The 20,172-nt window shown below is 45.1% G+C and carries 22 protein-coding genes; 20 read left to right on the forward strand and 2 right to left on the reverse strand.

Going from position 1 to position 20,172, the window contains the following annotated elements:
* Positions 1-114: 114 nt before the first annotated feature.
* A complete protein-coding gene (locus tag ACYQ2M_RS22640; RefSeq protein WP_459918672.1) occupies positions 115-420 on the reverse strand; it encodes a hypothetical protein in 306 nt (101 codons plus the stop codon).
* 690 nt (positions 421-1,110) lie between these two features.
* Between ACYQ2M_RS22640 and ACYQ2M_RS22645 the strand changes: the two genes are divergently transcribed.
* The 7 genes from ACYQ2M_RS22645 to ACYQ2M_RS22675 all read left to right on the forward strand — a co-directional run bounded on the left by ACYQ2M_RS22645 (position 1,111) and on the right by ACYQ2M_RS22675 (position 7,627).
* A complete protein-coding gene (locus tag ACYQ2M_RS22645) occupies positions 1,111-2,364 on the forward strand; it encodes a tyrosine-type recombinase/integrase (RefSeq protein WP_459918673.1) in 1,254 nt (417 codons plus the stop codon).
* Between the two features lie 120 nt (positions 2,365-2,484).
* Positions 2,485-3,561: a hypothetical protein gene (locus ACYQ2M_RS22650; RefSeq protein WP_459918674.1), complete on the forward strand. Its 1,077-nt coding sequence runs from the start codon at positions 2,485-2,487 to the stop codon at positions 3,559-3,561.
* 283 nt (positions 3,562-3,844) lie between these two features.
* Complete coding sequence (locus tag ACYQ2M_RS22655) at positions 3,845-4,093, forward strand: hypothetical protein (protein ID WP_459918675.1); 249 nt, start codon at positions 3,845-3,847, stop codon at positions 4,091-4,093.
* 19 nt (positions 4,094-4,112) lie between these two features.
* A complete protein-coding gene (locus ACYQ2M_RS22660; protein WP_459918676.1) occupies positions 4,113-4,283 on the forward strand; it encodes a hypothetical protein in 171 nt (56 codons plus the stop codon).
* Positions 4,280-5,776, forward strand: coding sequence for an AAA family ATPase (locus ACYQ2M_RS22665; RefSeq protein ID WP_459918677.1), 1,497 nt, complete (start codon positions 4,280-4,282; stop codon positions 5,774-5,776). Before ACYQ2M_RS22660 ends, ACYQ2M_RS22665 begins: the two co-directional genes overlap by 4 nt.
* 229 nt (positions 5,777-6,005) lie before the next feature.
* Positions 6,006-7,370, forward strand: a complete 1,365-nt coding sequence (locus ACYQ2M_RS22670; RefSeq protein WP_459918678.1) for a DEAD/DEAH box helicase — start codon at positions 6,006-6,008, stop codon at positions 7,368-7,370.
* Positions 7,367-7,627, forward strand: coding sequence for a hypothetical protein (locus tag ACYQ2M_RS22675; RefSeq protein ID WP_459918679.1), 261 nt, complete (start codon positions 7,367-7,369; stop codon positions 7,625-7,627). The genes ACYQ2M_RS22670 and ACYQ2M_RS22675 overlap by 4 nt, the downstream gene beginning before the upstream one ends.
* A 389-nt stretch (positions 7,628-8,016) precedes the next feature.
* Here ACYQ2M_RS22675 and ACYQ2M_RS22680 read toward each other — a convergent pair whose 3' ends face one another.
* The gene (locus ACYQ2M_RS22680; protein WP_459918680.1) at positions 8,017-8,256 is read right to left on the reverse strand and encodes a hypothetical protein; all 240 of its coding nucleotides are present in this window, start codon (positions 8,254-8,256) and stop codon (positions 8,017-8,019) included.
* 535 nt (positions 8,257-8,791) lie between these two features.
* Here ACYQ2M_RS22680 and ACYQ2M_RS22685 point away from each other — a divergent pair.
* The 13 genes from ACYQ2M_RS22685 to ACYQ2M_RS22745 all read left to right on the forward strand — a co-directional run bounded on the left by ACYQ2M_RS22685 (position 8,792) and on the right by ACYQ2M_RS22745 (position 19,777).
* The gene (locus ACYQ2M_RS22685; RefSeq protein WP_459918681.1) at positions 8,792-9,385 is read left to right on the forward strand and encodes a hypothetical protein; all 594 of its coding nucleotides are present in this window, start codon (positions 8,792-8,794) and stop codon (positions 9,383-9,385) included.
* Between the two features lie 911 nt (positions 9,386-10,296).
* Positions 10,297-10,698 carry a hypothetical protein gene (locus ACYQ2M_RS22690; protein WP_459918682.1) on the forward strand — a complete coding sequence of 134 codons (402 nt, stop codon included), beginning with the start codon at positions 10,297-10,299 and terminating at the stop codon, positions 10,696-10,698.
* A 452-nt stretch (positions 10,699-11,150) separates the two neighbouring features.
* On the forward strand, positions 11,151-11,351 hold the full coding sequence (locus ACYQ2M_RS22695; RefSeq protein ID WP_459918683.1) for a hypothetical protein: 201 nt from the start codon (positions 11,151-11,153) through the stop codon (positions 11,349-11,351).
* 193 nt (positions 11,352-11,544) lie between these two features.
* A complete protein-coding gene (locus ACYQ2M_RS22700; protein ID WP_459918684.1) occupies positions 11,545-11,736 on the forward strand; it encodes a hypothetical protein in 192 nt (63 codons plus the stop codon).
* A 124-nt stretch (positions 11,737-11,860) separates the two neighbouring features.
* Complete coding sequence (locus ACYQ2M_RS22705; RefSeq protein ID WP_459918685.1) at positions 11,861-12,073, forward strand: hypothetical protein; 213 nt, start codon at positions 11,861-11,863, stop codon at positions 12,071-12,073.
* A gap of 164 nt (positions 12,074-12,237) precedes the next feature.
* Positions 12,238-13,503: an XRE family transcriptional regulator gene (locus ACYQ2M_RS22710; RefSeq protein ID WP_459918686.1), complete on the forward strand. Its 1,266-nt coding sequence runs from the start codon at positions 12,238-12,240 to the stop codon at positions 13,501-13,503.
* Positions 13,493-14,083: a hypothetical protein gene (locus ACYQ2M_RS22715; protein WP_459918687.1), complete on the forward strand. Its 591-nt coding sequence runs from the start codon at positions 13,493-13,495 to the stop codon at positions 14,081-14,083. Before ACYQ2M_RS22710 ends, ACYQ2M_RS22715 begins: the two co-directional genes overlap by 11 nt.
* Before the next feature lie 225 nt (positions 14,084-14,308).
* A complete protein-coding gene (locus ACYQ2M_RS22720; RefSeq protein ID WP_459918688.1) occupies positions 14,309-15,016 on the forward strand; it encodes a TIGR02391 family protein in 708 nt (235 codons plus the stop codon).
* An 87-nt stretch (positions 15,017-15,103) separates the two neighbouring features.
* Positions 15,104-16,684: a P-loop ATPase, Sll1717 family gene (locus ACYQ2M_RS22725; RefSeq protein WP_459918689.1), complete on the forward strand. Its 1,581-nt coding sequence runs from the start codon at positions 15,104-15,106 to the stop codon at positions 16,682-16,684.
* A gap of 354 nt (positions 16,685-17,038) precedes the next feature.
* Positions 17,039-17,641, forward strand: coding sequence for a BRO-N domain-containing protein (locus tag ACYQ2M_RS22730; protein ID WP_459918690.1), 603 nt, complete (start codon positions 17,039-17,041; stop codon positions 17,639-17,641).
* Complete coding sequence (locus ACYQ2M_RS22735) at positions 17,634-18,188, forward strand: hypothetical protein (RefSeq protein ID WP_459918691.1); 555 nt, start codon at positions 17,634-17,636, stop codon at positions 18,186-18,188. The genes ACYQ2M_RS22730 and ACYQ2M_RS22735 overlap by 8 nt, the downstream gene beginning before the upstream one ends.
* Positions 18,172-19,248, forward strand: coding sequence for a hypothetical protein (locus ACYQ2M_RS22740; protein WP_459918692.1), 1,077 nt, complete (start codon positions 18,172-18,174; stop codon positions 19,246-19,248). The genes ACYQ2M_RS22735 and ACYQ2M_RS22740 overlap by 17 nt, the downstream gene beginning before the upstream one ends.
* Positions 19,238-19,777, forward strand: coding sequence for a hypothetical protein (locus ACYQ2M_RS22745; RefSeq protein ID WP_459918693.1), 540 nt, complete (start codon positions 19,238-19,240; stop codon positions 19,775-19,777). Before ACYQ2M_RS22740 ends, ACYQ2M_RS22745 begins: the two co-directional genes overlap by 11 nt.
* Positions 19,778-20,172 lie beyond the last annotated feature (395 nt).

A 20,172-nucleotide genomic window follows, 5' to 3' on the forward strand; every position in this document is an offset into this window, starting at 1 on the left:
CTGAATATGGTGCCTGTACCTGGCAGGATGATAATGTGGTCCGAAAAACTGTAATCCCTCTTCCCATTGCCTGGTGATCTGGGGGCGTGGTGTCGGACATCTGCCCAGAGTTGGTCACATCTCCTTAAAATTAAGGGCATCTTTTTCAAATGCAGATGCACCACACGTACCCTGGGAGAATATCAAAATCAGCGCATCCAAATTTGGATTGACTTTTAGAGCCCCAAGGTGCCGATGCACCATAACGGTGTGCCAGCTTTCCCCATGACGACCTAAGTAAACCATAGGGTGTTGACCGTTATTCAGATTTGAGCAGCCGGCATCACCGGTAATATATCCCAGCCTGCCATCCCTTCCTGGATGCGTGGATTCTGTGAACGGTGTCCTGCCGATCCGCGCCGCCAGGTTGCTGCACAGCATCTCCTCCACCGCTCAAAATTGAGCAGTCGAAACCATTTACCCACACCTGAGCAGTGCTGGTTAAGATGCTAATTTTTGCTAACATTTCGGAGTTTTTAGCCTTCATAAAAAGGGACCCACCCCACTGCTGATCTGATACAGCACACAATATGGTTAATCAAGCGGTTACCAAAACCATAGGCCATAGGCTCCAGAGATTTGGGCTATTTCAGGGGCCTTCATTTCACCGACACCTTCCGGGGACCTGGGCAAAGGGACGGAACGGTTGACCGGGGGCAGCTGGAGAAAAAGAATTATTTACTCTGCCCGGTCAGATATTGGATAAATATTTATTCATGAAGTGAGTGATGATGCCTGTATTTTAAGTCCCCATTTTGTCCCCATAGAGAGAAAAGTGGGGACTATGTGGGGACAGATGAAAAAATCAAACAAAAAGGGGTTACAACCGATTGGCTGTAACCCCTTGATTTTTAAGTGGTGGGCCGTGAAGGGATCGAACCTTCGACCTACTGATTAAGAGTCAGTTGTCCATACTTTCCTTTAAGTTCTTTTTCGTGCTTTAACATCTTGACAATTCAAGCCTTTATCTCTAATATCGCTTTGTCTTATTTCTTTTAGATTCTTTCAAAAACCACTGTTTTCAACTAAAAAGTGGGCAAAAAGTGGGCAAAGATTCCACGGGGTGAGAATATGGCAAAAGAAAAATGGGAAACAGTCTACCGGGGAATCAAGGTCAAAAAACATCCCACCAGAAAACATGGCATTAAACCAGATCTTTACTTTACTGCACGGTTTCAATTCAATGGGAAAAGAATCAATTCTGGTTTGGGGTGGGCATCAGAGGGATGGACCCTTGATAAAGCCATTGTCCGAATGAACGAATTAAAAGATGAGGCCAAGACCGGGGCGGGGGGTGCTACCCATCGTAAGAAGCAAGTTGAAGCAGATGAGCATCGGAAAGAGCAAGAGTGCCTGGAGAAAGAACAGCAAGAACAAGAAGCCAAAGATTCAATGAACCTGGAAGTTTTTTTTAAATCCATCTATTACCCAGCGATTCAGACAGAAAAGAAAGAAAAAACCCACGCCACCGAGGAACAACTTTTTAGACTCTGGATAAAGCCAACTATCGGAGAGAAGCCTTTCAAAGATATTACCACCTTTGATATTGAGCGATTGAAAAAAGCCATGCTGGATGCCGGGAAATCTCTCCGCACTCTTGAGTATGCCTTAACCACCCTGGGGCAAATATTCCGATATGCAGAAAGTACCGGGCACCATGTAGGAGATATCCCCACCAGCAAGGTGAAGAAGCCCAAATATGACAATAAACGAGTCAGGTTCCTTTCCCTGGAAGAAGCCCATCATTTACTTGATTTGTTAAAAGTGATGAGTCCACAGGTTCATAATATGGCGTTGGTATCTCTCCATTGTGGTCTGAGAGCAGGGGAACTGTTTTCATTGACATGGGGGGCCGTTGATATGGAGCATGGGTTAATCACTCTTCTGGATACCAAGTCAGGCAAGACCAGAACCCTTTCAATGACTGACGATGTGAAAAACTCGTTGGCCGCTATGGGACCGAGCTCAAATGGGGAACTTGTATTTCCTGCCAGAACCGGGGGAAAAATTAAGATCATGTCAAATTCATTCAGAAATGCTGTACAGAAAGCCGGATTCAACAATGGTATCACCGACCGGCGGCAACGGGTTACCTTCCACACGTTGCGCCATACATTCGCCAGCTGGCTTGTGATGGAAGGGATAAGCCTTTATGAAGTCAAAGAACTCCTGGGCCATGCCTCATTGACCATGACCGAGCGGTACAGCCACCTTGCCCCGGATCGGAACCGTCGGGCAGCTGATACCCTGGGGGCCATTTTCCAGAAGGCAGACCCGGTCAAAAACGGTGATGTTCTGGGTTTAAAGGATATCATGAACCAATGATAAAGTGATTGATATTCATGGGGATAGAACCGGATTAATTACCCGGTTTGATAAGGCGGCAATCCTGAGCCGCTTTCCCCATGATTCTTTTTAATCAGGTACTGTTACAGGGGACAGTTTATGGAAACCGTTACAAAAAGAAATGATGATTATTCAAATTATAAAAAATTGGCGCATTGGAATATGGAAGAGCTTATAGAAATCCTTTCGTACAACTCAAGCGATACGCCTGAATTTATAAAAAAAGCAATTACCAGAGCCATTGATTCCGGACATATCAAAACCATCTCTATTAGAGATCAAAGTCTGAAAGAGGGAGTGCGTATACAACCACTGTCAGCTTTAAAGTGGGCGCAAGACAACGATTATCATATTCCAGGCGGATTAATTTTTTATGAAACAAACGATGGAGGTTATAGGGGCACTTCACTATTTTGGGGGGAAAAACCAAAACCTAAAGCAACTTACAAGTGGATAACTGGAGAGCAGCTTTTAAACCGTTGGCAAGACGTCACCCCAACAGATATTGTTACTATCGGACAAGAAATAATATATCATACTGACGACTCTGGTTATAATCATAATGCTCCGTTGTTATGTCCAAGGAGAAACCCGATTGATCATCAATCAACCTGTGACTTCACTGAAGAAAAGTTTGTTGTGAAAGGGTTCCTTGAGGGAGATTTCATCGAGAATGAAGTTAAGCAACTCTACTTTAGCATGAAAGAAATTCATCAGGCAGAGGATGAATTCCCACACCTTGCTGAACAAGCTATAAGAGGCAGCTCAATGGAAAACCCGCTGTCACGAGATGAAAGGAAGGAGCTTGAACAGTTAAGATCCGAAAAACAATCAATTAATAGAAACGAGGATGCAGAGGATGAGTACCTTCCTTTAACAAAAACTGAGCGCCAAGAGTTTGGGAGACTGAAGCTCACAGAGGAGCGGTGGAGTGAATCATTAAAGGCAGCTGTGTTAATTGGGCATTGGATTGATACTTGTCAATCAAGAGTTATCAAATCCCGGATACGGGGGATTTTAGCTAACCATTTCCCTGATATGAAAAATAAAGAGACTGTTCTTGCCGAATTGTGGAATTCTATCCCAGATAATGCAAAGAATTCAGGTTCAGGTAGTAGAAACGAGCCTATGCCAGATAACATATGGCCAGATGTAAATACAGAAATAAAAAAATAATGTCTACATAAAGGGCTGTTATTTTCTCTACAAGAATAACAGCCCTTCTTATCCCCGACCCCTTCAAAATACCAATTTTTATATTTTGACCCCCTCAAAACACCCACCGAAAAATTATTTTTTCATGCCTTGACCCCTTTAAAATACATTTTTTTGTATTTTGACCCCCTTGAAATATAAAATTTCGCCCAATGGTATTTTATGAGGGTTTTTGTTTTTATTTCAGCCTGTTATCCTTACGAAAAAGAATCAATCAGCAACAACGTAAAGGAGAGAGATAAAAATGAAAGAATCCAATAAAGCCAAAAAACCGGATTTCACCGGAATTATAAAAAACAACCCCTGTGGATTTATTACCCGGCAAAACATCCTTAACGCTACCGGGGGACTTATCAGCCCCAAATATGCGGCTTGTCTTGATTCTGACCCGGATGCGGAAGGCATCAAAGGCCGTTTTAAGGTCGGGCGGAAAGTCTGTTACCCTGTTCATGAAGTAGTGGGTTTCCTGGAACGTCGGGCACAGATGATGTGAATGAATTATGGGGGAGCCCGTGGCCTGGACGAGACCACTGGCAGATAATGGGGCGAAACCGATGTATGAAAAAAGTAGCAATTTTTCGATAACAAATCAAGCAGACATCGAAGTCGTGTTTAAAGATGACGGAACGGCACAAAAGAAAAATGGCGGCACCTGGATTTCTCCCTGCCAAGGAGATCTATGAATAATTCAGAAGCAACTCTGAGGGCTCCAAGTGCTAACCGGGAAACTGAGCAATCTTTAATTTCTGCATTACTCATTGACAACAGCGTTTATTCAAAATGCATTGAGTTGAAGCCAGAGCATTTTTACAACCACGCTCATCAAAAAATATACCGAGCCATGGCCTTCCTGTTTCATCGGAATGAACCAGTGGATCTGGTTACGGTGGCAACCACCCTGCAAGCATTCGGGGAACTGGAGCAAGTTGGAGGGGCCGCATATCTTTCAGAAATCGCTGACTCCGCACCTATTGCAACCAATGCTTGGGCTTATGCCAAAATTATCATGGATTGTGCCATGCGACGGCAACTGCAAGCGGATGCGGCACGTTTGCTTGATAGTGCATCGAATGGGGCTGATGTTGAGGCTTTGTTGAAACAGCTCAACAAAATCCAAAAGACATGCTCAGCGGAAGTGCTCCAGAACAAAGCAAAATTTCAACTTAAACGTCTGTCAGAGATAGAGTTCAAAAAGCCAGATTGGTTAATCAAACCTTTGTTTGAAAAAGATACCTTGGCAATGGTTTTTAGTGATCCAGGAGGGGGAAAAACATTCCTTGCTATTGATATCGCTTGCAGCGTTGCCACGGGTAAAAACTTTCACGGTATGAAAGTTAGTCAAGGGTTGGTGATTTATATTGCTGGAGAAGGACAAAATGGAATTAAACGTCGGTTTATGGCCTGGGGCGTTAGACATTTATTTGATTTGGATGAAGCCCCCATTTTTATATCCCTGATGCCAGGAATTTTGTGTGAGCAAGATCAAGCCCAATGGGTTGTTGATGCAATCAAGCACATTTCTGAAATTCATGGAGACCCAGCCCTGATAATAATTGACACGGTTGCCCGTAATTTTGGACCAGGGGATGAAAATAGTACCAAGGATATGAACTCATTTGTCCAGAACTTGGATCTTATACGGGGAGTTAATAAGGCTTGTGTTCTGTTGGTTCACCATACCGGTCATGGGGATAAAAGCCGGGGACGTGGGGCCATGGCTTTGAAAGGCGCTCTTGATGCTGAATACCGGCTTGAAAAAGATGAACAGGGAACTATCAGGGTTGAAGCTACCAAAATGAAAGATAGCGCCATCCCTGACCCTATGGCGTTCAAATTGGCAACGGTTGAGTTACCCTTCAAAGATGAAGACGGGGAACAGATAACAAGCGCTGTGTTGAATAATACGACATATGAAGAATTAACCCCCAGAGCGACAGCCAGCCAAGGTAAGTGGCAAGCCGTAGGTATAGACGCACTAAGAGATCTTTATGAAAAGCAACGTCATACTTTGGAACAGGGAGGGTTTAATCCCGACAATGCCAGAGTCACTATTGATGATTGGCGCACAGCTTGCCACAACAAGGGCATGGTCAGGCAATCATGGCACCGGATTAAAAAATCTCTTTCACAAAAACAAAGGATCAAGCTTGAGGGTGAGTATATCTCTTTTGGGTAGGCGTCACGCGTCACACCGTCCCGTCCGTCACGTTCCTAAAGGAAACGTGACGTGACGGACGCTTAAAGTGTGACCAAACATGACAAAACGTGACGCAAAACGTGACGGTGCGTGACGGGGATTTTACAAAATAAATACCCGGCAAAGACGGGAATCAATGCCGGGTCAACATAGAACACCGCCTTCCATATGGGCGGCAACCCTGGAAGGCTTGGAAAGGAAAATGATAATGAAATTTGAGATCAAAAACAACATCAAACTCATTGGGCTTGGATTTGGGGCACAGAACAAAATCAAGGTCCCGCTCACCATGGATAACCCCAAATATGCCGATGCACAGAAGGCAGGCAGATACACCGGGGCCATTGATAAAAAACTCCGGTTTTACCGGGAGATCCCTGGGGGCCTGGAAGTACCACGAGGATTTGCAGCCACGGCTTATAATATTTGCCTGGATCAGGACGTGGATATCTCCATCATTGACAACCGGGTGGAAGCACCAGCGGCCTTTCAATTCCATGGAACCTTGAGGCCATTCCAGCAAGTGGCCGTGGACACCATGCTTGAAACCCACCATGGTGTCTTGGAATCTGGTACAGGATCAGGGAAAACGGTCATGGCATTGGCCATAATTGCCGCCAGGGGCCAACGGGCCTTGATAATTATCCATACCAAAGAACTCCTTCACCAGTGGATTGACAGGATAGAATCTTTTCTGGGCATCCCCTCCGGAGAAGTGGGACAGATCGGGGGAGGCAAGTTCACCCTGGGGGACCGGATCACCGTGGGCATGGTTCAGACTTTGTGCAGACGGCCTGATGAGATCAAGGGACAGTTCGGGCAGGTGGTTTGTGATGAAGTCCATCGGGCTCCTTCAAAGACTTTTACCGACGTTGTGAGCGCCACTGATGCCAAGTATCTTTTGGGCTTGACCGCCACCGCCTACCGTCGGGATGGTCTGGGCCGGGTCATCTTCCTGTACCTGGGGGACCGCCGCCACCAGGTGGACAAGGCCGAGCTTTTGAATCTGGGCCATCTTTGCAACGCTCGGGTGATCTGGCACCAAACGGACTTTGACACCTGTCTCAACCCATCGGAAGAGTACAGCAAGGTTTTATCCGAACTGACACAGAACACCGCCAGGAACCGCCAGATTTGCAGCGACGTTGCTGGGGAAACCTGCCAGGGTATCAAGCTTGTTTTGTCTGACCGGAAGGCCCATTGCCACCAGCTGGCCAATATCCTGGAGGAGGCCCACGGCATCGAGGCCCATGTTCTTACCGGCGGGATGTCACGGAAAGACCGTGAGAAAGTCACCCGAGATATTCAAAATGATGGGGTTAAAACGCTGATATGCACCGGGCAGTTGATCGGTGAGGGGTATGACCTACCCGCGCTTGAATCCCTTTTTTTGGGGACTCCCATCAAGTTCAGTGGTCGCCTGATTCAATACATTGGCCGGGTGCTACGTCCTGCCCCTGGGAAAAGTGAGGTCGTGATTCATGATTATTATGATCACCTTGTGGGGGTGCTGGAGCATGGGGCCGGGGTACGGGCTGGTGTTTATGAGAAAGAGGGAATCAGGACAGCATGAGAACAAAGGTGGTGACTCACAGCAAGTTTGGTGTCCGGAATGTCTGGTGCCAGGATTATGGCCGATGCCTGGACCAGGCCATTGAATCAGGTGCCGGCGGTTTCGCCTGCCGGGGGTGCCACCTGGAATATGATCATGCCGGAATGCCGAAGGATACCGGGGAACTCAAAGAGGATGCAGCCAATTGCATGGCCTTGCTCATATCTGTTTTTATGCGGGTTAAGATTCAGGATGCCAAGAACCGGGTGGCTCTATGAACTGGTGTCATGTCCTCCTGGGCTAACGCGGGTCCTTCCTGGAATATAATTTTAGTAGGGGTCAGTGCAGCGCGGTCTTTTCCCGCTCATGGTCAAAATTTCTTACTTCCGTTTTCGCAATGAATGACGATTCATAATTGAAATAGTTATTGAAATAATACGGAAAAAGACAGAGAAGCGCAATGGAGCATTTGACCCATTTAAAAAAATATTGTGAATTCAGGCGGTAATTGTGGCAACACAGGGAACAACAAAGCACTGTCGGTGGTGGAGAAGGCCGGGGGCTGGGGCCTGATGTCTGAGCCGTTGTGACGGCTGGTGGTGACCTGGATGAACCTTCACAAACCGGTACCGCTATGAGAATGGGTGGAGTTTCTTCAAGACGGTGATTAACGTCGCCGTCGAACAGGCGCAACAAGAACAGCTATGATTCCGGCGGCAATTATAACAATGCCTGGATACATGGCAAGGTTTACGATCCATTGCAGCAAAAAGCCATTAAGCTTTTCGGCATACTCAATGGAAAAGAATTCCTGAAGTACAATCATGGTGATGATGTATGTCGTAAAGGCCATGGACACGACGGCTGCCAGAATCTCTTTCTTGGTTGATTTCCTTGTCGGTTTCATCAAACAAATTATAGATTGAGCGTCAGGGACTTGTCAAAAAAATTGAAGGGCTGTAGCAATTGCGCAAAACGTGGGTATAAAGAATGCCGTCCGGACAAGTGCCTGCCAGGGTACCGCCGGTGGATTGGGCCAGGGGCCGATGTCTGGGGCCGGTGTGATTGTGGGGGTAAGTTGGTGGTGATCTGGGTGGACCCCATAAGTCGGTACCGCCGGGAATCCGGTTATGTTTGCATGTCATGCGGGCAGATGTGGGAGGAGACGGTGGAACGACATATGAAAAGGGGGCCGGGGGGCAAAAGTCCGGAGCTGTAAAGGATAGACCGGAGTGTGCCCCACTTTCTCTCTCTCCGCAATTTTTGAGAATGTGTTTTTTGAAGTCGTGGAACATGTCAATAAAAACGCTGAAACATAGGACTGACAGTACTTTTGCTTCAAAGGACCCATAAGTATGTGACCGTAAAGAAGTGGGTCTTAATGGCTTAGAAATGCTATATTTGCTTAATGATTTCGGATAAAAAAAATGGAGGAGTGGGCCATGGGCGGATGGGGATCAGGGTCAAGATCAAACCGGGGTTATGGGAAGCGGAAGTGTGAGGATGCCCTTCCCCTGGATATCCGGAGACTGCACCGAGCAGATTGCCTTATCCCTGGAAAGTTTTTTTCATGGTGTTGGTCCATCGGTGGCCGTGAATACGCAAGCATAGGGGCCGAAGCCCGGGAAGACCATGTACTCCTGAAGTACACCCACAGAAAGTCTGAATCAGTAGAGCAGAAGATCCCCCTTGACTGGACCCCTTGTAATTATGGCGGAAAACGGCCATGGTGGCGCTGTCCTCATTGTGGCCGCCGGTGTGCAGTCATCTACGGTGCCGGCAAACACTTCTCCTGCCGGGTGTGTTATGGACTGGCCTACACATCCACCTGTGAGACTGACCGGGACAGGCTTTTCAGCAAGGCCGATAAACTCTGGAAAAAGATAGGAGCCAAGCAGGGAGCAGCAAACCCACTGCCCATCTTCAAGCCGAAGGGGATGCACCAAAAGACTTGGGACCGGATCAGGCGGGAGATACAAACTCTGGAACATCAAGGGTGGATGGACACGGGCCAGATGATGGGTATGGAGGTTTAGTCCGAGCGGAAGTCCGAGTCCTGGGGCTTATTCGGACCAAGGGAGCACTGACTGTCGGATTAAGTGCTTACCGCTCAATTATAAAACACGGATAGGAAACTGAATACCCTTGAAAAGCCCTCTGACACATTTAAGGGCAGGTATAGCCCCGGTTAACCATGTTTGCCATCGACAGACCGACAGACCGGGCAGGAGAAGACTACCTGCCTACCGATGGAAATTGTCCCCATGGCAAATTTGGTGAATTAGTGGAGTGGGCTTATGGGTTGAGACCGTGGATGTGTAGCAATTATATGAATGTTGCTCAGCACTATGGGAATCAAATTTGTGGACATTCACAATTTTCAAAAAATCTCCTGATAGAACTCTCCCGACCATCCATCCCCGACTCTGCCAGAATCGAAGCCGCCGAACACGACAGCCTGACAGTAAAACAATGCGGGGAGCGCCACGGATCAGGTCAAGGCCCGGGGAGATACTGCCTGCCGTCCATTTTTAATGAACAGGTGTCTTGCGCTGGGCAGCCAGAGCGCTGGAGAAAATGGGGCGATTTAGGTGGACGTCCTTTCAACACCTTGGTGCCCAGAAGGTTATCTTTCCTCTGCCTGGTGGCCATGAGCACTAACGCGGGAATTTCCCGGGCAGGCGGAAGTGGTAAAAGGCGATGCCAGGGCACCAGCATGGGATGGCATCATGGTTCGGCCGGGGCAGGCACTGGGGGCCGGTGAACAGAAAACAGCTATGTTACATTTAAATAAAATCATTGACATGGTTTTGGGTGCGGGGTATGGAATTTAAAGCTGGAAGAATCATCTCTAAAATTAAATGGGAATTCAACGAAATATCTTTCATTTTTTAATGATATACAAGTCTGCATAAAGCTTATTAGAACTTGGTAGGCAGAAATCATAATGACCACGGATAAAGCAACAATAGTAGACTCTTTATTATGGCCAATAAAAGCTTATTTGCTAATTGGAACGGGTTGTTATTTCATTCTTTATAAAATCCATGTTCGAATAGAGACTCTTGGTAATTATTCAGGTTGGCCAAGAATTGATACATACAACGCACCGGAATTCCATAAAATTTCCCCGTTCCTAACATCAGGTTTCCCACTTATTGCACCTTTCCTTGCACTGTGGAGCTTTTTTGTGTTGATTTATGCTATAATTGCTGCTTCTTTACGTTTCTTGTATGAATATTTTTTTAGCGTATGGAGACGGACAATTGAAGAAATACAAGAACTATGGGACCATGTTACAGGAGCCTTTGATCGAATGTGGGAAGATGTAAAAAACATGTTTGATTAAGACAATACCTTCGCCAAATTCAAAAATATTCCGAGATGAGCCCTCTCTTTCCTTGCCGGGCCAGTCTCCCCTGTAATCACGGCAGCAGCGCACACAGCCCGGTCAATGTAAAATTATCTCCTACCAGCCCCCCCCCACTCAGGAACCAGCCTTGCATTGTGTCAGCCCACCAGGAACGCCAGCCATGTTTCCCTGGACGCGGGGACCAAGAGGGCTGGATCGGGAACCTCATGTCATGTACCAGCCCCATGTTGACCCGCGGGCGTGTTTCACTGGGCAGGCATAAATCGCTGATGCAGGTTTTACCCGGGGCAGGCCAAGATCCCGAATTCCACCAATGAGAGGGGAAGCTACCACCGCACCCCCCTTTGCCAAGTGGCCATAGATCGTGATGTGCGTGGCTTTCCCGGGCCGGCCAAGGGATTTTACCTGGCAGGGATGAAGGCCTCATCATGACGTTCCTTAACCCGGAGATACCCTTGGGCTTGGGGATGGGTTGCTACGATCCGGTGGGTGCATGCGTACTCAGCAGCATTGGTGAACAAAGCACCCGGCAGAATGAGGGACGGGAAAAATGTCCTTTACTCCTTGCCGGACATCCCTCCCGGGGGAGTGGGAATAATCCTGTCCATCCTCCCTGCCAGGTGACCTGAAAACCAAAATCCCTTAAGAAAAATCCTCCACATTCTCCACAAACTCCACAAGGCAGGAACCACGCGGGTGTCAGAGCGTGGAGAATCTCCTCCACAACTCCACAAACTCCACAGAATCAAGCGCTGGAGGTGTCGGCGTGGAGAATGTGGAGAACGTGGAAACAAACTCCACCGGCGGAGAACCTTCCTGTAGGTGATCACCCGGGAAGATGGCGTGGCGGGCCTGGTCTCTTCTTTCTCATTACCTCATTGCCAGGTGCCGGGTAATCCATTGGGAGGGTCGGAGCATTGCTGTGACTATGCGGAGGGCATTGCCAAGGCACTCATTGAACCGGGCAGGGGGAAGAAAGGTCGGCTGGGGCTTTATGATCACCGATGGAGATAGATCCTTTCATCCAGCCCTCCTGCCCGGTGCTTTTCCGGGGGACATCGGCTCAAATCTGAGCAGGTCTTTTCTTTGCCGGGTGTTCGGGTGTTGACCCCTTCAGTCTGCTGGGAATAGCCGTGGAATGTATTATAGTGTTGATGATTATCGCTTCCTGGGTGCCGGGTGCCTGATTGATCCTTCCCTCTCTTCTCCGGTGTTCTCCTGCCAGCCTATCATTGCCCTCGTTCCCCAAGGAGTGACCGACGATGAAACCGGATTCGCCGGGGGGACGTCTTACTGCCAGTATGGAACCTGCCTCCAGCCTGGGGGAAAACGTTCTCCATGGATTCAATAAACCACTGATTTTATTTTCGACCTTACTCTCAATTATGGCACCGGTTGTTCCGACCCGGTAAAGAATTACTGGCCGAATGATGAGGGAAAGCCCGTAGTGTTACATTTAAATAAAATTGTTGACATGTTTTTTGGGTGGGGATATGGAAAGCATGATGATGGATTATGTTTAATAAAGTTGAATTTCTGTTTTTAAAATTGAAAGGGGGAAGAGTCTTGAATATTCGTGAAGTCATAGCAGAAAGACTTTCTTACGAGTTTTCCAGGCGTAACATACCCCTTGATGATATAGCTCAAAAAGTAAAACTGAGTAAGAAAAAAGTTATTAAATATTTTGAAGGTAAAAGTGAGATTCGAATTCCCGATATAACAGCGATCTGTAAAATCATGGGTGTGAATCCAGTTCGGCTAATATACACTCGGGAATATCCTAAGCCCAAATTGTCATTTAGAAATGCTGATTTTGATGTTCAACGTCTTGCTTCTCAAATAGAGGATAGTTTTATTTCAATCTGTCACGCTTATCCAGAAATAAAACCCAATGTCCTTGATAAATTCAAACGCAATATCAAAGATAGTCGTTCCGATGCTGTTATGATTGCTGCAGCTAATGCTGCCGAAATTGTGCGCAAAAAGTATTCTACCCCTGAAAAATTCATTTCACACTACAACATACCTGTAATACCAATCAAAGCTGCGAGCAATGGGTTTGATGGGTTTTTGATATCTTTAGGTGATCACCATGCCATTTGCGTGAATGAAAACAAACCTCCACAACGCATTAGATTCACGTTATGCCACGAAATATCTCATTTGTTATTTGATAGACACCTTGATCTGCCGATTGATATTTTTCTCCTGAACCTCTATCGAGAGAATTATACCCCTGAAGAAATACCGGAATTTTTTGCTTATAAATTTGCACAGTTTTATTTATTGCCTTTTGATGCACTCCAAAAATATATTTTACAGAAATGGCCCAATTTAGATGATGATAAAATGCAAAGGTTAATTGACATTAGGGGGGCATCTGTAGATGTTTTTATAAATGTTGTATTTGATATTATCAAGCTTGGTGACGGCATAAAGAAGAAATATGAAAAAACCACCTTCCAATATCCTTCCAGTGATTATCAAGGCAATAAAGATCAAAATAGTCAGTTTGACCGTATGGATTATCAGGAAAATCGAGAGGATTTGTGGGGCGATAATAGGCCTTGGTATGAAAAAGAATCACTCCCCCAAAAAACAACTAGGTCTCATATAAAACAATACTGTAGTGCGTTCAAATCAAGCAATCGGGCAAAAAACATATATTCTTTTTTGAATCACTGTAGACAACAAAATTCGGCAATATTGGCTACAATTCAAGATGACTATTCTGAAGATGTGCTGAATTTTATTACAAGGAAGTTACAATTTGGGGAATAAAACTTCAAAATACATTTTAATTGATGCTTCATTTGTAGGTAGGATGCGGCAACTTGACTCAACATGTAATCTTATTGATTATTTGGGGCCTTGCGCTGATGAGGCAATCTGTTTAATTACACAACAATATCAAGAGACCCCATGTAATAATTATAATCCTGATTGTAGACGATTTGAGAGTGTCTTCACAGATGAAGACGCAATAATGGAAGGAATGATGGCTAATGATCTGAATAAAGATTTAAGCAAAATTTCCAGAGATCCAGTAGACATTAAGATATTCCTTTGGGCAAGAACTACAGTCAACACTATGGTATATACATGTGATAAAAATCTTCTCGAAATATGTTGCAAATACCATATTGAACGTCTATGTTTCAAGGCTGCAATCAAAGAGCTGGATGAATGGTTGTCCGGTGCGATATTAAATGAAAACGATTACAACGTGAACATATTTATCGAAAGTGATGATCCATTTATTAATTTTCGAATAGATACTCGATGTAAAAGTCATTGCCATAATTCACCTTGTGCTTGTTTTAACCCATTTTCACACACTCCAGGCACTTTAAATAATTAATTATATTTCGGGATTAATCTTGAATCCATGGAAATCCCCTTGGTGTGTCCTATCTGCCTGGTTAATCCAAATTCTAAGGAACCACGGAACCCAGACAACCTGATATTGAATTTGATTGGCGGTTAATGGTATTTTTCTGGAGTGTTAGACTTTGACACAATGGTTTTTTGGTGGGGGTATGGGATTAGGGTCTGGTAAATTTTTAGATGTCATACGAGAAAACATATGAATAAGCAAAGAATTAAAAATTTAAAAAGTCTGCTTGAAGAATTAGTTCCTGAACAAATAAACTATCAAACATATAATGATGAATTGGAAGATCGGTGGGCCACTGATGCATTTATAAGAGGTAGAGTTCTCGCACTGCAAAGCTACTTAAAGCTGTTAAGCATGAACGATCTTTATACTTCTTTATGTGATTTCGTCCCTATAGATGGAAATGCTTTTGATGCACTAACATTTATTAGTTGCCACATCACACCTGAAGTCCTTAACCGAATAGAAAATGCAGATGTAAGTGAGGACAATCATGAGTTTCACTTTTGGGACATTCTACACCCAAGGATTGTTGCTATTGCAAAGCCAAGGTTTGATGCAGAATTCTATTCTGACTCTGTCGAAGCTGCGTTTAAAGAGGTTAATGTTATTGTAAAAAAACACTTTAAACAGGAAATAAACACCGAACTTGATGGTGCAAAGCTAATGACTCGTGCGTTTTCTAAGGAAAATCCGGTTATTCCTCTTGCAGATACCTCAACGGTCGATGGTATGAATATTCAGCAAGGCTATATGCATCTGTTTCAGGGGGCAATTCTGGGTATCAGGAATCCAAGTGCTCATGGAAACCACGAAATGGAACGAGTTGATGCTATTCACTCCTTGTTCCTTTCGAGTTTATTGTTACGTAAATTTGATGCTCGCATCCAACAGTAAAATTCAACTGACGCAAAAAGCTACACCGCCGATTCAAACGTTAGATAGGTATCTATGTCACGTTGATAAAAATTGAAAAGGAATAAAATGAAATCATTAAAATCGCTCGATTTTGGATTTGCAGACGCACAAAATTATAAAAGACGTGAGAACAAACAAAGATTCAATAAGGTATTCATCAAAAATGAATATGTTGACAATCTTTGTGACCCCGGCATTTCATTTTTAATTGGCGAAAAAGGAACTGGAAAAACAGCATATGCCGTATATATTTCGAATAATGACTATAGGAACAACAGGTCTGAAATAAAATATATTAGAGAGACTGAATACAGAAAATTTATTACTCTTAAAGATGAAAAACATTTGCAATTATCAGACTATAGTAATATCTGGAAAGTAATTATTTATCTTCTTTTTTGTCAACGAATTAAGGAAAATGAAGGCGGAAGCTTCAACTTTAGTAATTTTGGTAAATTCACTGCGCTTAATGATGCAATCGATGAATACTATTACAGTGCCTTTTCACCAGAAATCATACAGGCATTAGAGTTTGTCCAAAATTCTAAGTTGGCAGCGGAGCTTTTGTCAAAATATGCAAAGGTTAAGGGAGAGCAGAGTGAAACATTCACCTTCACCGAAAGTAGATTCCAAGCAAATTTGTTTTATATACAAAAAAAATTTGAAGATGCAATAAAGCAGATAAGACTTGAAAATAATTATCTGCTTTTTATTGATGGAATCGACATTCGGCCCTCAGGCATTCCTTATAAAGAGTATCTTGAGTGTGTGAAAGGATTGGCAAATGCAGTCTGGGAAGTCAATAACGATTTTTTCCCAACGATCAAAGGAGGAAAAGGACGTTGTCGAGTGATTCTTCTTATTCGACCTGATATCTTTGAGTCTATAGGGCTTCAAAACCAAAATGCAAAAATTAGAGACAATTCTGTATTTCTCGATTGGAAGACTGAATATATTAGGCATAGGTCTTCAAAAATATTTGAAGTTGCGGACCATCTGCTAACTATACAACAAAATGGTTGTAAATACGAAATTGGAAAATGCTGGGATAGTTATTTCCCTTGGGATTCAAACAATATATTCGATCAGTATGATTGTCCAACATCATTCATCAACTTTCTAAGGTGGTCTTATTATAGGCCAAGAGATATTGTCACATTGTTGACGCTGTTACAACAATTTACTGAAGATAAGGAGAAGTCTGAGTTTTCACTCGAGGACTTTGAAGCCAGTAATTTTCAACGCGCCTATTCAAACTATTTGCTCGGTGAAGTAAAAGATCAACTTTCATTCTACTATGAAGAAGGCGATTATGAAATATTTTTGAAATTTTTTGAATTTTTGAGAGGAAAAGATAAGTTCTCATATGAAATATTTAGTAATGCCTACGATGAAATGAGCGGTTACTTAAATTCTATAGAAAAAAATCTCCCGCAATTTATGAATTCTAAAAATAATTTTCTCCAATTCTTATTTGATTTAAACCTACTCTGCTACTTAGAGCGAACGAGGGATGGGAAGTCCCACATCCATTGGTGTTTTAGAGAAAGAAATTACGCGAACATTTCACCTAAAGTAAAAACTGATTTGGAATATCAGGTGTTTTACGGTTTGTCTAAAGCTCTTAATTTAGGCAAGCAATATTGAAAATGCAACTAAGCCTTTCAGCAGACGCAAAAACTCGTTCTGTTGAAAGTAACTTTCATGATAACATTAGTAATGTTGAATAAAAATTCCCCTTGACACAAACCCACCACCAGTTTATGAATAATCATCCCTGCAAAATCAGGGATACCGGTTTGGTCGCCGGTTTACAAGGACGCGGAAAGCGTCTACATTTAAATGTGAACGCTTTTTTTATATTCTATGCGCCTTCTTTGGGCAGCATGGGGGACACCGCAAGGTGTGCCGGTTCCTTGTACCGGTCGACCAACCCTCATGTTGCCCTTTTTGTTTTTGGTCGAATGGAAAGGGCTTAAATCTTATACAAGGAGCCCTACCATGAAAGAAACTCACCGCCACACCCACACCTTTAAATTCCAGAACCACCAAATCCGAACAGTCCAAAAAGATAACAAGACTTGGTTCGTCACCGCCGATGTCTGCCAAACCCTGGGCATTGATTTACATGAATCCCTAGGATACCTGAAGCCCAACGAGAAGAATGTCATTGAAGGACGCGAATTTGACGACGACACACAGATGGTCCTCTCCATCATTTCTGAATCTGCCCTGGACAAACTTATCCACCTGGCAGACTCTTCCAAAGCCAAAGAATTCAGCAGGTGGATAAAAACAGAAGTTCTTCCACAGTTTCGTTTATCCGACATTGACAATATGAACCACCTCATCACAGAAGACATTCTCTCCAAGGTCCGGACACTGCATTTAAGTGCCCTGGGCAAAAGTCCCATGCAAGCCGTCATGGAAACCATCCAGGTGTTGAGGGCTGATCACCCAAAAGAATATGATAAGGCCATGCGGTATATTGATTGCACCCACGATTTTCTTTTTGATTCCATGCAGGAGGGCCTTTCAGACGGAACTATCAAATATGAACACACCAGGACCGATGCTATATTGAAGGGGGCGAATCATGCCTAACTTCATGCAAGACGACATCAAAAGCAAAACCAGCATAGACTTTTTTGAGGTGGCTTATCACAGGCCTTCTTTAAAAAAGCTCACTTATCAAGATGATTCAGTGGAGTACACCCTTGGATATCCTTGTGAACCGGCGGACCACAAAATTACAAGCCTTCCGGTACTGTTTGACCACTTTTTTGAAAGGCTCCGTGGCATGGTTGATATGCTGCCGGAAGAGGACTACAACCGATATGGCCACATCATGGATGCAATGATTCAGGACAAACACCGGTGGGCTCTTGAACTGGGGGCCTGCCTTCACAGATGTATCGGGAGAATCAACCTTGTTGTTCTGAACGAAAGATATCATTCCCTTTGGAAAGACTTTGTCATTGAAGCTGAGCTGGAAAGCCCCAGTGGTGAACTTCTGGAGATCAAGAAAGAGCGTGATGCCTTACTGCTGGAGCGGGAGGCATTGAAAAAAGAGATTGATGCTTACCGGGTAGGAGAAAGGAACCATGGACCCGCCACCGTGCAGGAGGTGAACTATGATAATCAGAGCTGAGAAAAGAGAGACATTCACGGTCATATCAAACCAGCTGATCAATGATAACCGGATCAGTGATAAAGCCCTGGGCACTTTGGTCAGGCTTTTATCCAAGCCCGATAACTGGAACCTCAATATCAACCACATGGTCAAGACTGGTAAACAGGGCCGCACCGCTGTTCGTTCATCCATTGCCGAACTGGAGAGGGCCGGATACATCCACCGGGATGTGGTCAGGAATGAGGCCGGGAGGATCACCGGGACGGAGTATGTCATCTATGAACAGGCAGTGGCCAAGGTCAAGGGGGTGGACAAGAAATCCGCCCCTTCTATGAAGGCCACCATCACGAGGGGATGCTCAAATCTGAGCAGCCCTCCGGTAACAGAAGAGGCAGTGGCCCGGGAACAGATCTCTGAAAGGGTGTCGTCTGAAACGTTCCCCCTTGAGGTTTCCTCAAATTTGAGGCAACCTTTAATACACGAAGAGGCACCGGAGCAGAACACAACCAACCAGGTTAAAACCAGTAACAGGTACAAAAACCAGAGTCAGGAAAACCGCAATCAGGAAACCGACCCAGTAATAAATACTAATATAGAACAAAGACGGAGGGTAACAACGACTACTGCCCCGGCGGAGCCAGTCATTGACGTTGAAGTCCTGGAGCCGCCGTCGTCGTCATACCCTGCCACAGAAGATATAAATTCTCTCCTGGATCTCATCCCGGAGCACCACCAGCAACCCATGATCAAGGCCCTTGTCAACCGTGCAGTGGAGAAATACTCCCCCCTGGAGGTACAGGAGGCCATTGCTTATGCTTCTGCCAATGTCCGGGGCGGTGCCCTGCAGTACAAGGCCTACCTGGACAAGACCTTGAAAAATAAGTGGGCCACCGGGTATCTGGAAACCATGCAGGAACAAACCACTACTCCTGCCTTGTTTCCCCCTGGGGGCTTTGCCGGGGGCATGCCTGCCGGGAGGTTCCTCAACGGGACCATAACGGGTTCTGCCAGAATGGATAGCAATTATCAAGCTGCAGCTGAATTTCTCGCCAAAAGGAGGGGACGTCATGACCAATGAAGACCTTGATAGATTTGTGGAAATCATGATGGGGCTTGCTGAAAACTATCCCGGTGCCAGGTTGACCGGTGCCGGGCTGGACATGCGGTTTGAAGCCATGAAAGAATACACCATTGACCAAGTGAGCAAGTCAGCCACAAAGCTTATCCGGACACACAGATTCAATACCATGCCCACCACTGCGGATATTATCAATGCCATGGATGGAGTGGCCAGCAGAATTACCATGGAAGACCGTGCGGAGATCGAAGCCGGGAAGGTGCTGGATCATCTTCACCGGTTTGGAATTCTGGTTATCCCTTATTTTGATGATCCCATCACCAGGAACTTGATGGAGGGGCAGTGGCGGTATCACTCCTGGGCATCCCGTGTGCATGTGGCCGATTTGAAATGGTGGCGTCGGGATTTTGTCCGGGCTTACAAGGCACAGGCCGCCGGGATCAATGCCGGGGTTTGTTTGCCCCTGGTGGATCTTGTCCAGAGCATTACACGTGGTCTTGCTATTGACCTGGCACAACAGCCGGGTTAAGAATTTATTATTAACTGCCCTGGGGATCTTCATTCCCTGGGGCCTGCCTGCCAGGGGAGTGTCGTCTATGGCTACCTCTTTGAATCGACGGGCTGAATTTTCAGCCCGTCAACTGGTGGCTCAGTTGTGAGCCGCGAAAAAGATAATACGAAAAATCGGGGCATCTTATCCCGGATTCAACCACCTGAAAAATAAGGCGGTTAAAATTTTTACTCCCCCAAAAAATGGGGTATTATACCGGACATCCGCTCATAGTTGAGCATATCTTTTTATAGGTTCCACGGGTATTGGTGCGCAGTCAAGTATGCAGTGCTGCCTTATGCGAACAGGGGGGGGGCATGATCAAGAAAACAATTTCATAATGGCAGTAGATGGCACCGCCTCTGTCTGGTATA

This window comes from Desulfocicer niacini, assembly GCF_054657595.1.

Excerpts from the sequence above, each read along its gene's own strand:
- ACYQ2M_RS22685 (WP_459918681.1), top strand. The coding sequence starts at position 8,792 with ATGGGCGGATGGGGATCAGGGTCAAGATCAAACCGGGGTTATGGGAAG.
- ACYQ2M_RS22645 (WP_459918673.1), top strand. The coding sequence starts at position 1,111 with ATGGCAAAAGAAAAATGGGAAACAGTCTACCGGGGAATCAAGGTCAAA.
- ACYQ2M_RS22710 (WP_459918686.1), top strand. The coding sequence starts at position 12,238 with ATGTTTAATAAAGTTGAATTTCTGTTTTTAAAATTGAAAGGGGGAAGA.
- ACYQ2M_RS22680 (WP_459918680.1), bottom strand. The coding sequence starts at position 8,256 with ATGAAACCGACAAGGAAATCAACCAAGAAAGAGATTCTGGCAGCCGTC.
- ACYQ2M_RS22730 (WP_459918690.1), top strand. The coding sequence starts at position 17,039 with ATGAAAGAAACTCACCGCCACACCCACACCTTTAAATTCCAGAACCAC.
- ACYQ2M_RS22695 (WP_459918683.1), top strand. The coding sequence starts at position 11,151 with ATGACGTTCCTTAACCCGGAGATACCCTTGGGCTTGGGGATGGGTTGC.
- ACYQ2M_RS22665 (WP_459918677.1), top strand. The coding sequence starts at position 4,280 with ATGAATAATTCAGAAGCAACTCTGAGGGCTCCAAGTGCTAACCGGGAA.
- ACYQ2M_RS22745 (WP_459918693.1), top strand. The coding sequence starts at position 19,238 with ATGACCAATGAAGACCTTGATAGATTTGTGGAAATCATGATGGGGCTT.
- ACYQ2M_RS22690 (WP_459918682.1), top strand. The coding sequence starts at position 10,297 with ATGACCACGGATAAAGCAACAATAGTAGACTCTTTATTATGGCCAATA.
- ACYQ2M_RS22740 (WP_459918692.1), top strand. The coding sequence starts at position 18,172 with ATGATAATCAGAGCTGAGAAAAGAGAGACATTCACGGTCATATCAAAC.
- ACYQ2M_RS22675 (WP_459918679.1), top strand. The coding sequence starts at position 7,367 with ATGAGAACAAAGGTGGTGACTCACAGCAAGTTTGGTGTCCGGAATGTC.
- ACYQ2M_RS22725 (WP_459918689.1), top strand. The coding sequence starts at position 15,104 with ATGAAATCATTAAAATCGCTCGATTTTGGATTTGCAGACGCACAAAAT.
- ACYQ2M_RS22670 (WP_459918678.1), top strand. The coding sequence starts at position 6,006 with ATGAAATTTGAGATCAAAAACAACATCAAACTCATTGGGCTTGGATTT.
- ACYQ2M_RS22720 (WP_459918688.1), top strand. The coding sequence starts at position 14,309 with ATGAATAAGCAAAGAATTAAAAATTTAAAAAGTCTGCTTGAAGAATTA.
- ACYQ2M_RS22705 (WP_459918685.1), top strand. The coding sequence starts at position 11,861 with ATGTATTATAGTGTTGATGATTATCGCTTCCTGGGTGCCGGGTGCCTG.
- ACYQ2M_RS22735 (WP_459918691.1), top strand. The coding sequence starts at position 17,634 with ATGCCTAACTTCATGCAAGACGACATCAAAAGCAAAACCAGCATAGAC.
- ACYQ2M_RS22640 (WP_459918672.1), bottom strand. The coding sequence starts at position 420 with ATGCTGTGCAGCAACCTGGCGGCGCGGATCGGCAGGACACCGTTCACA.
- ACYQ2M_RS22650 (WP_459918674.1), top strand. The coding sequence starts at position 2,485 with ATGGAAACCGTTACAAAAAGAAATGATGATTATTCAAATTATAAAAAA.
- ACYQ2M_RS22655 (WP_459918675.1), top strand. The coding sequence starts at position 3,845 with ATGAAAGAATCCAATAAAGCCAAAAAACCGGATTTCACCGGAATTATA.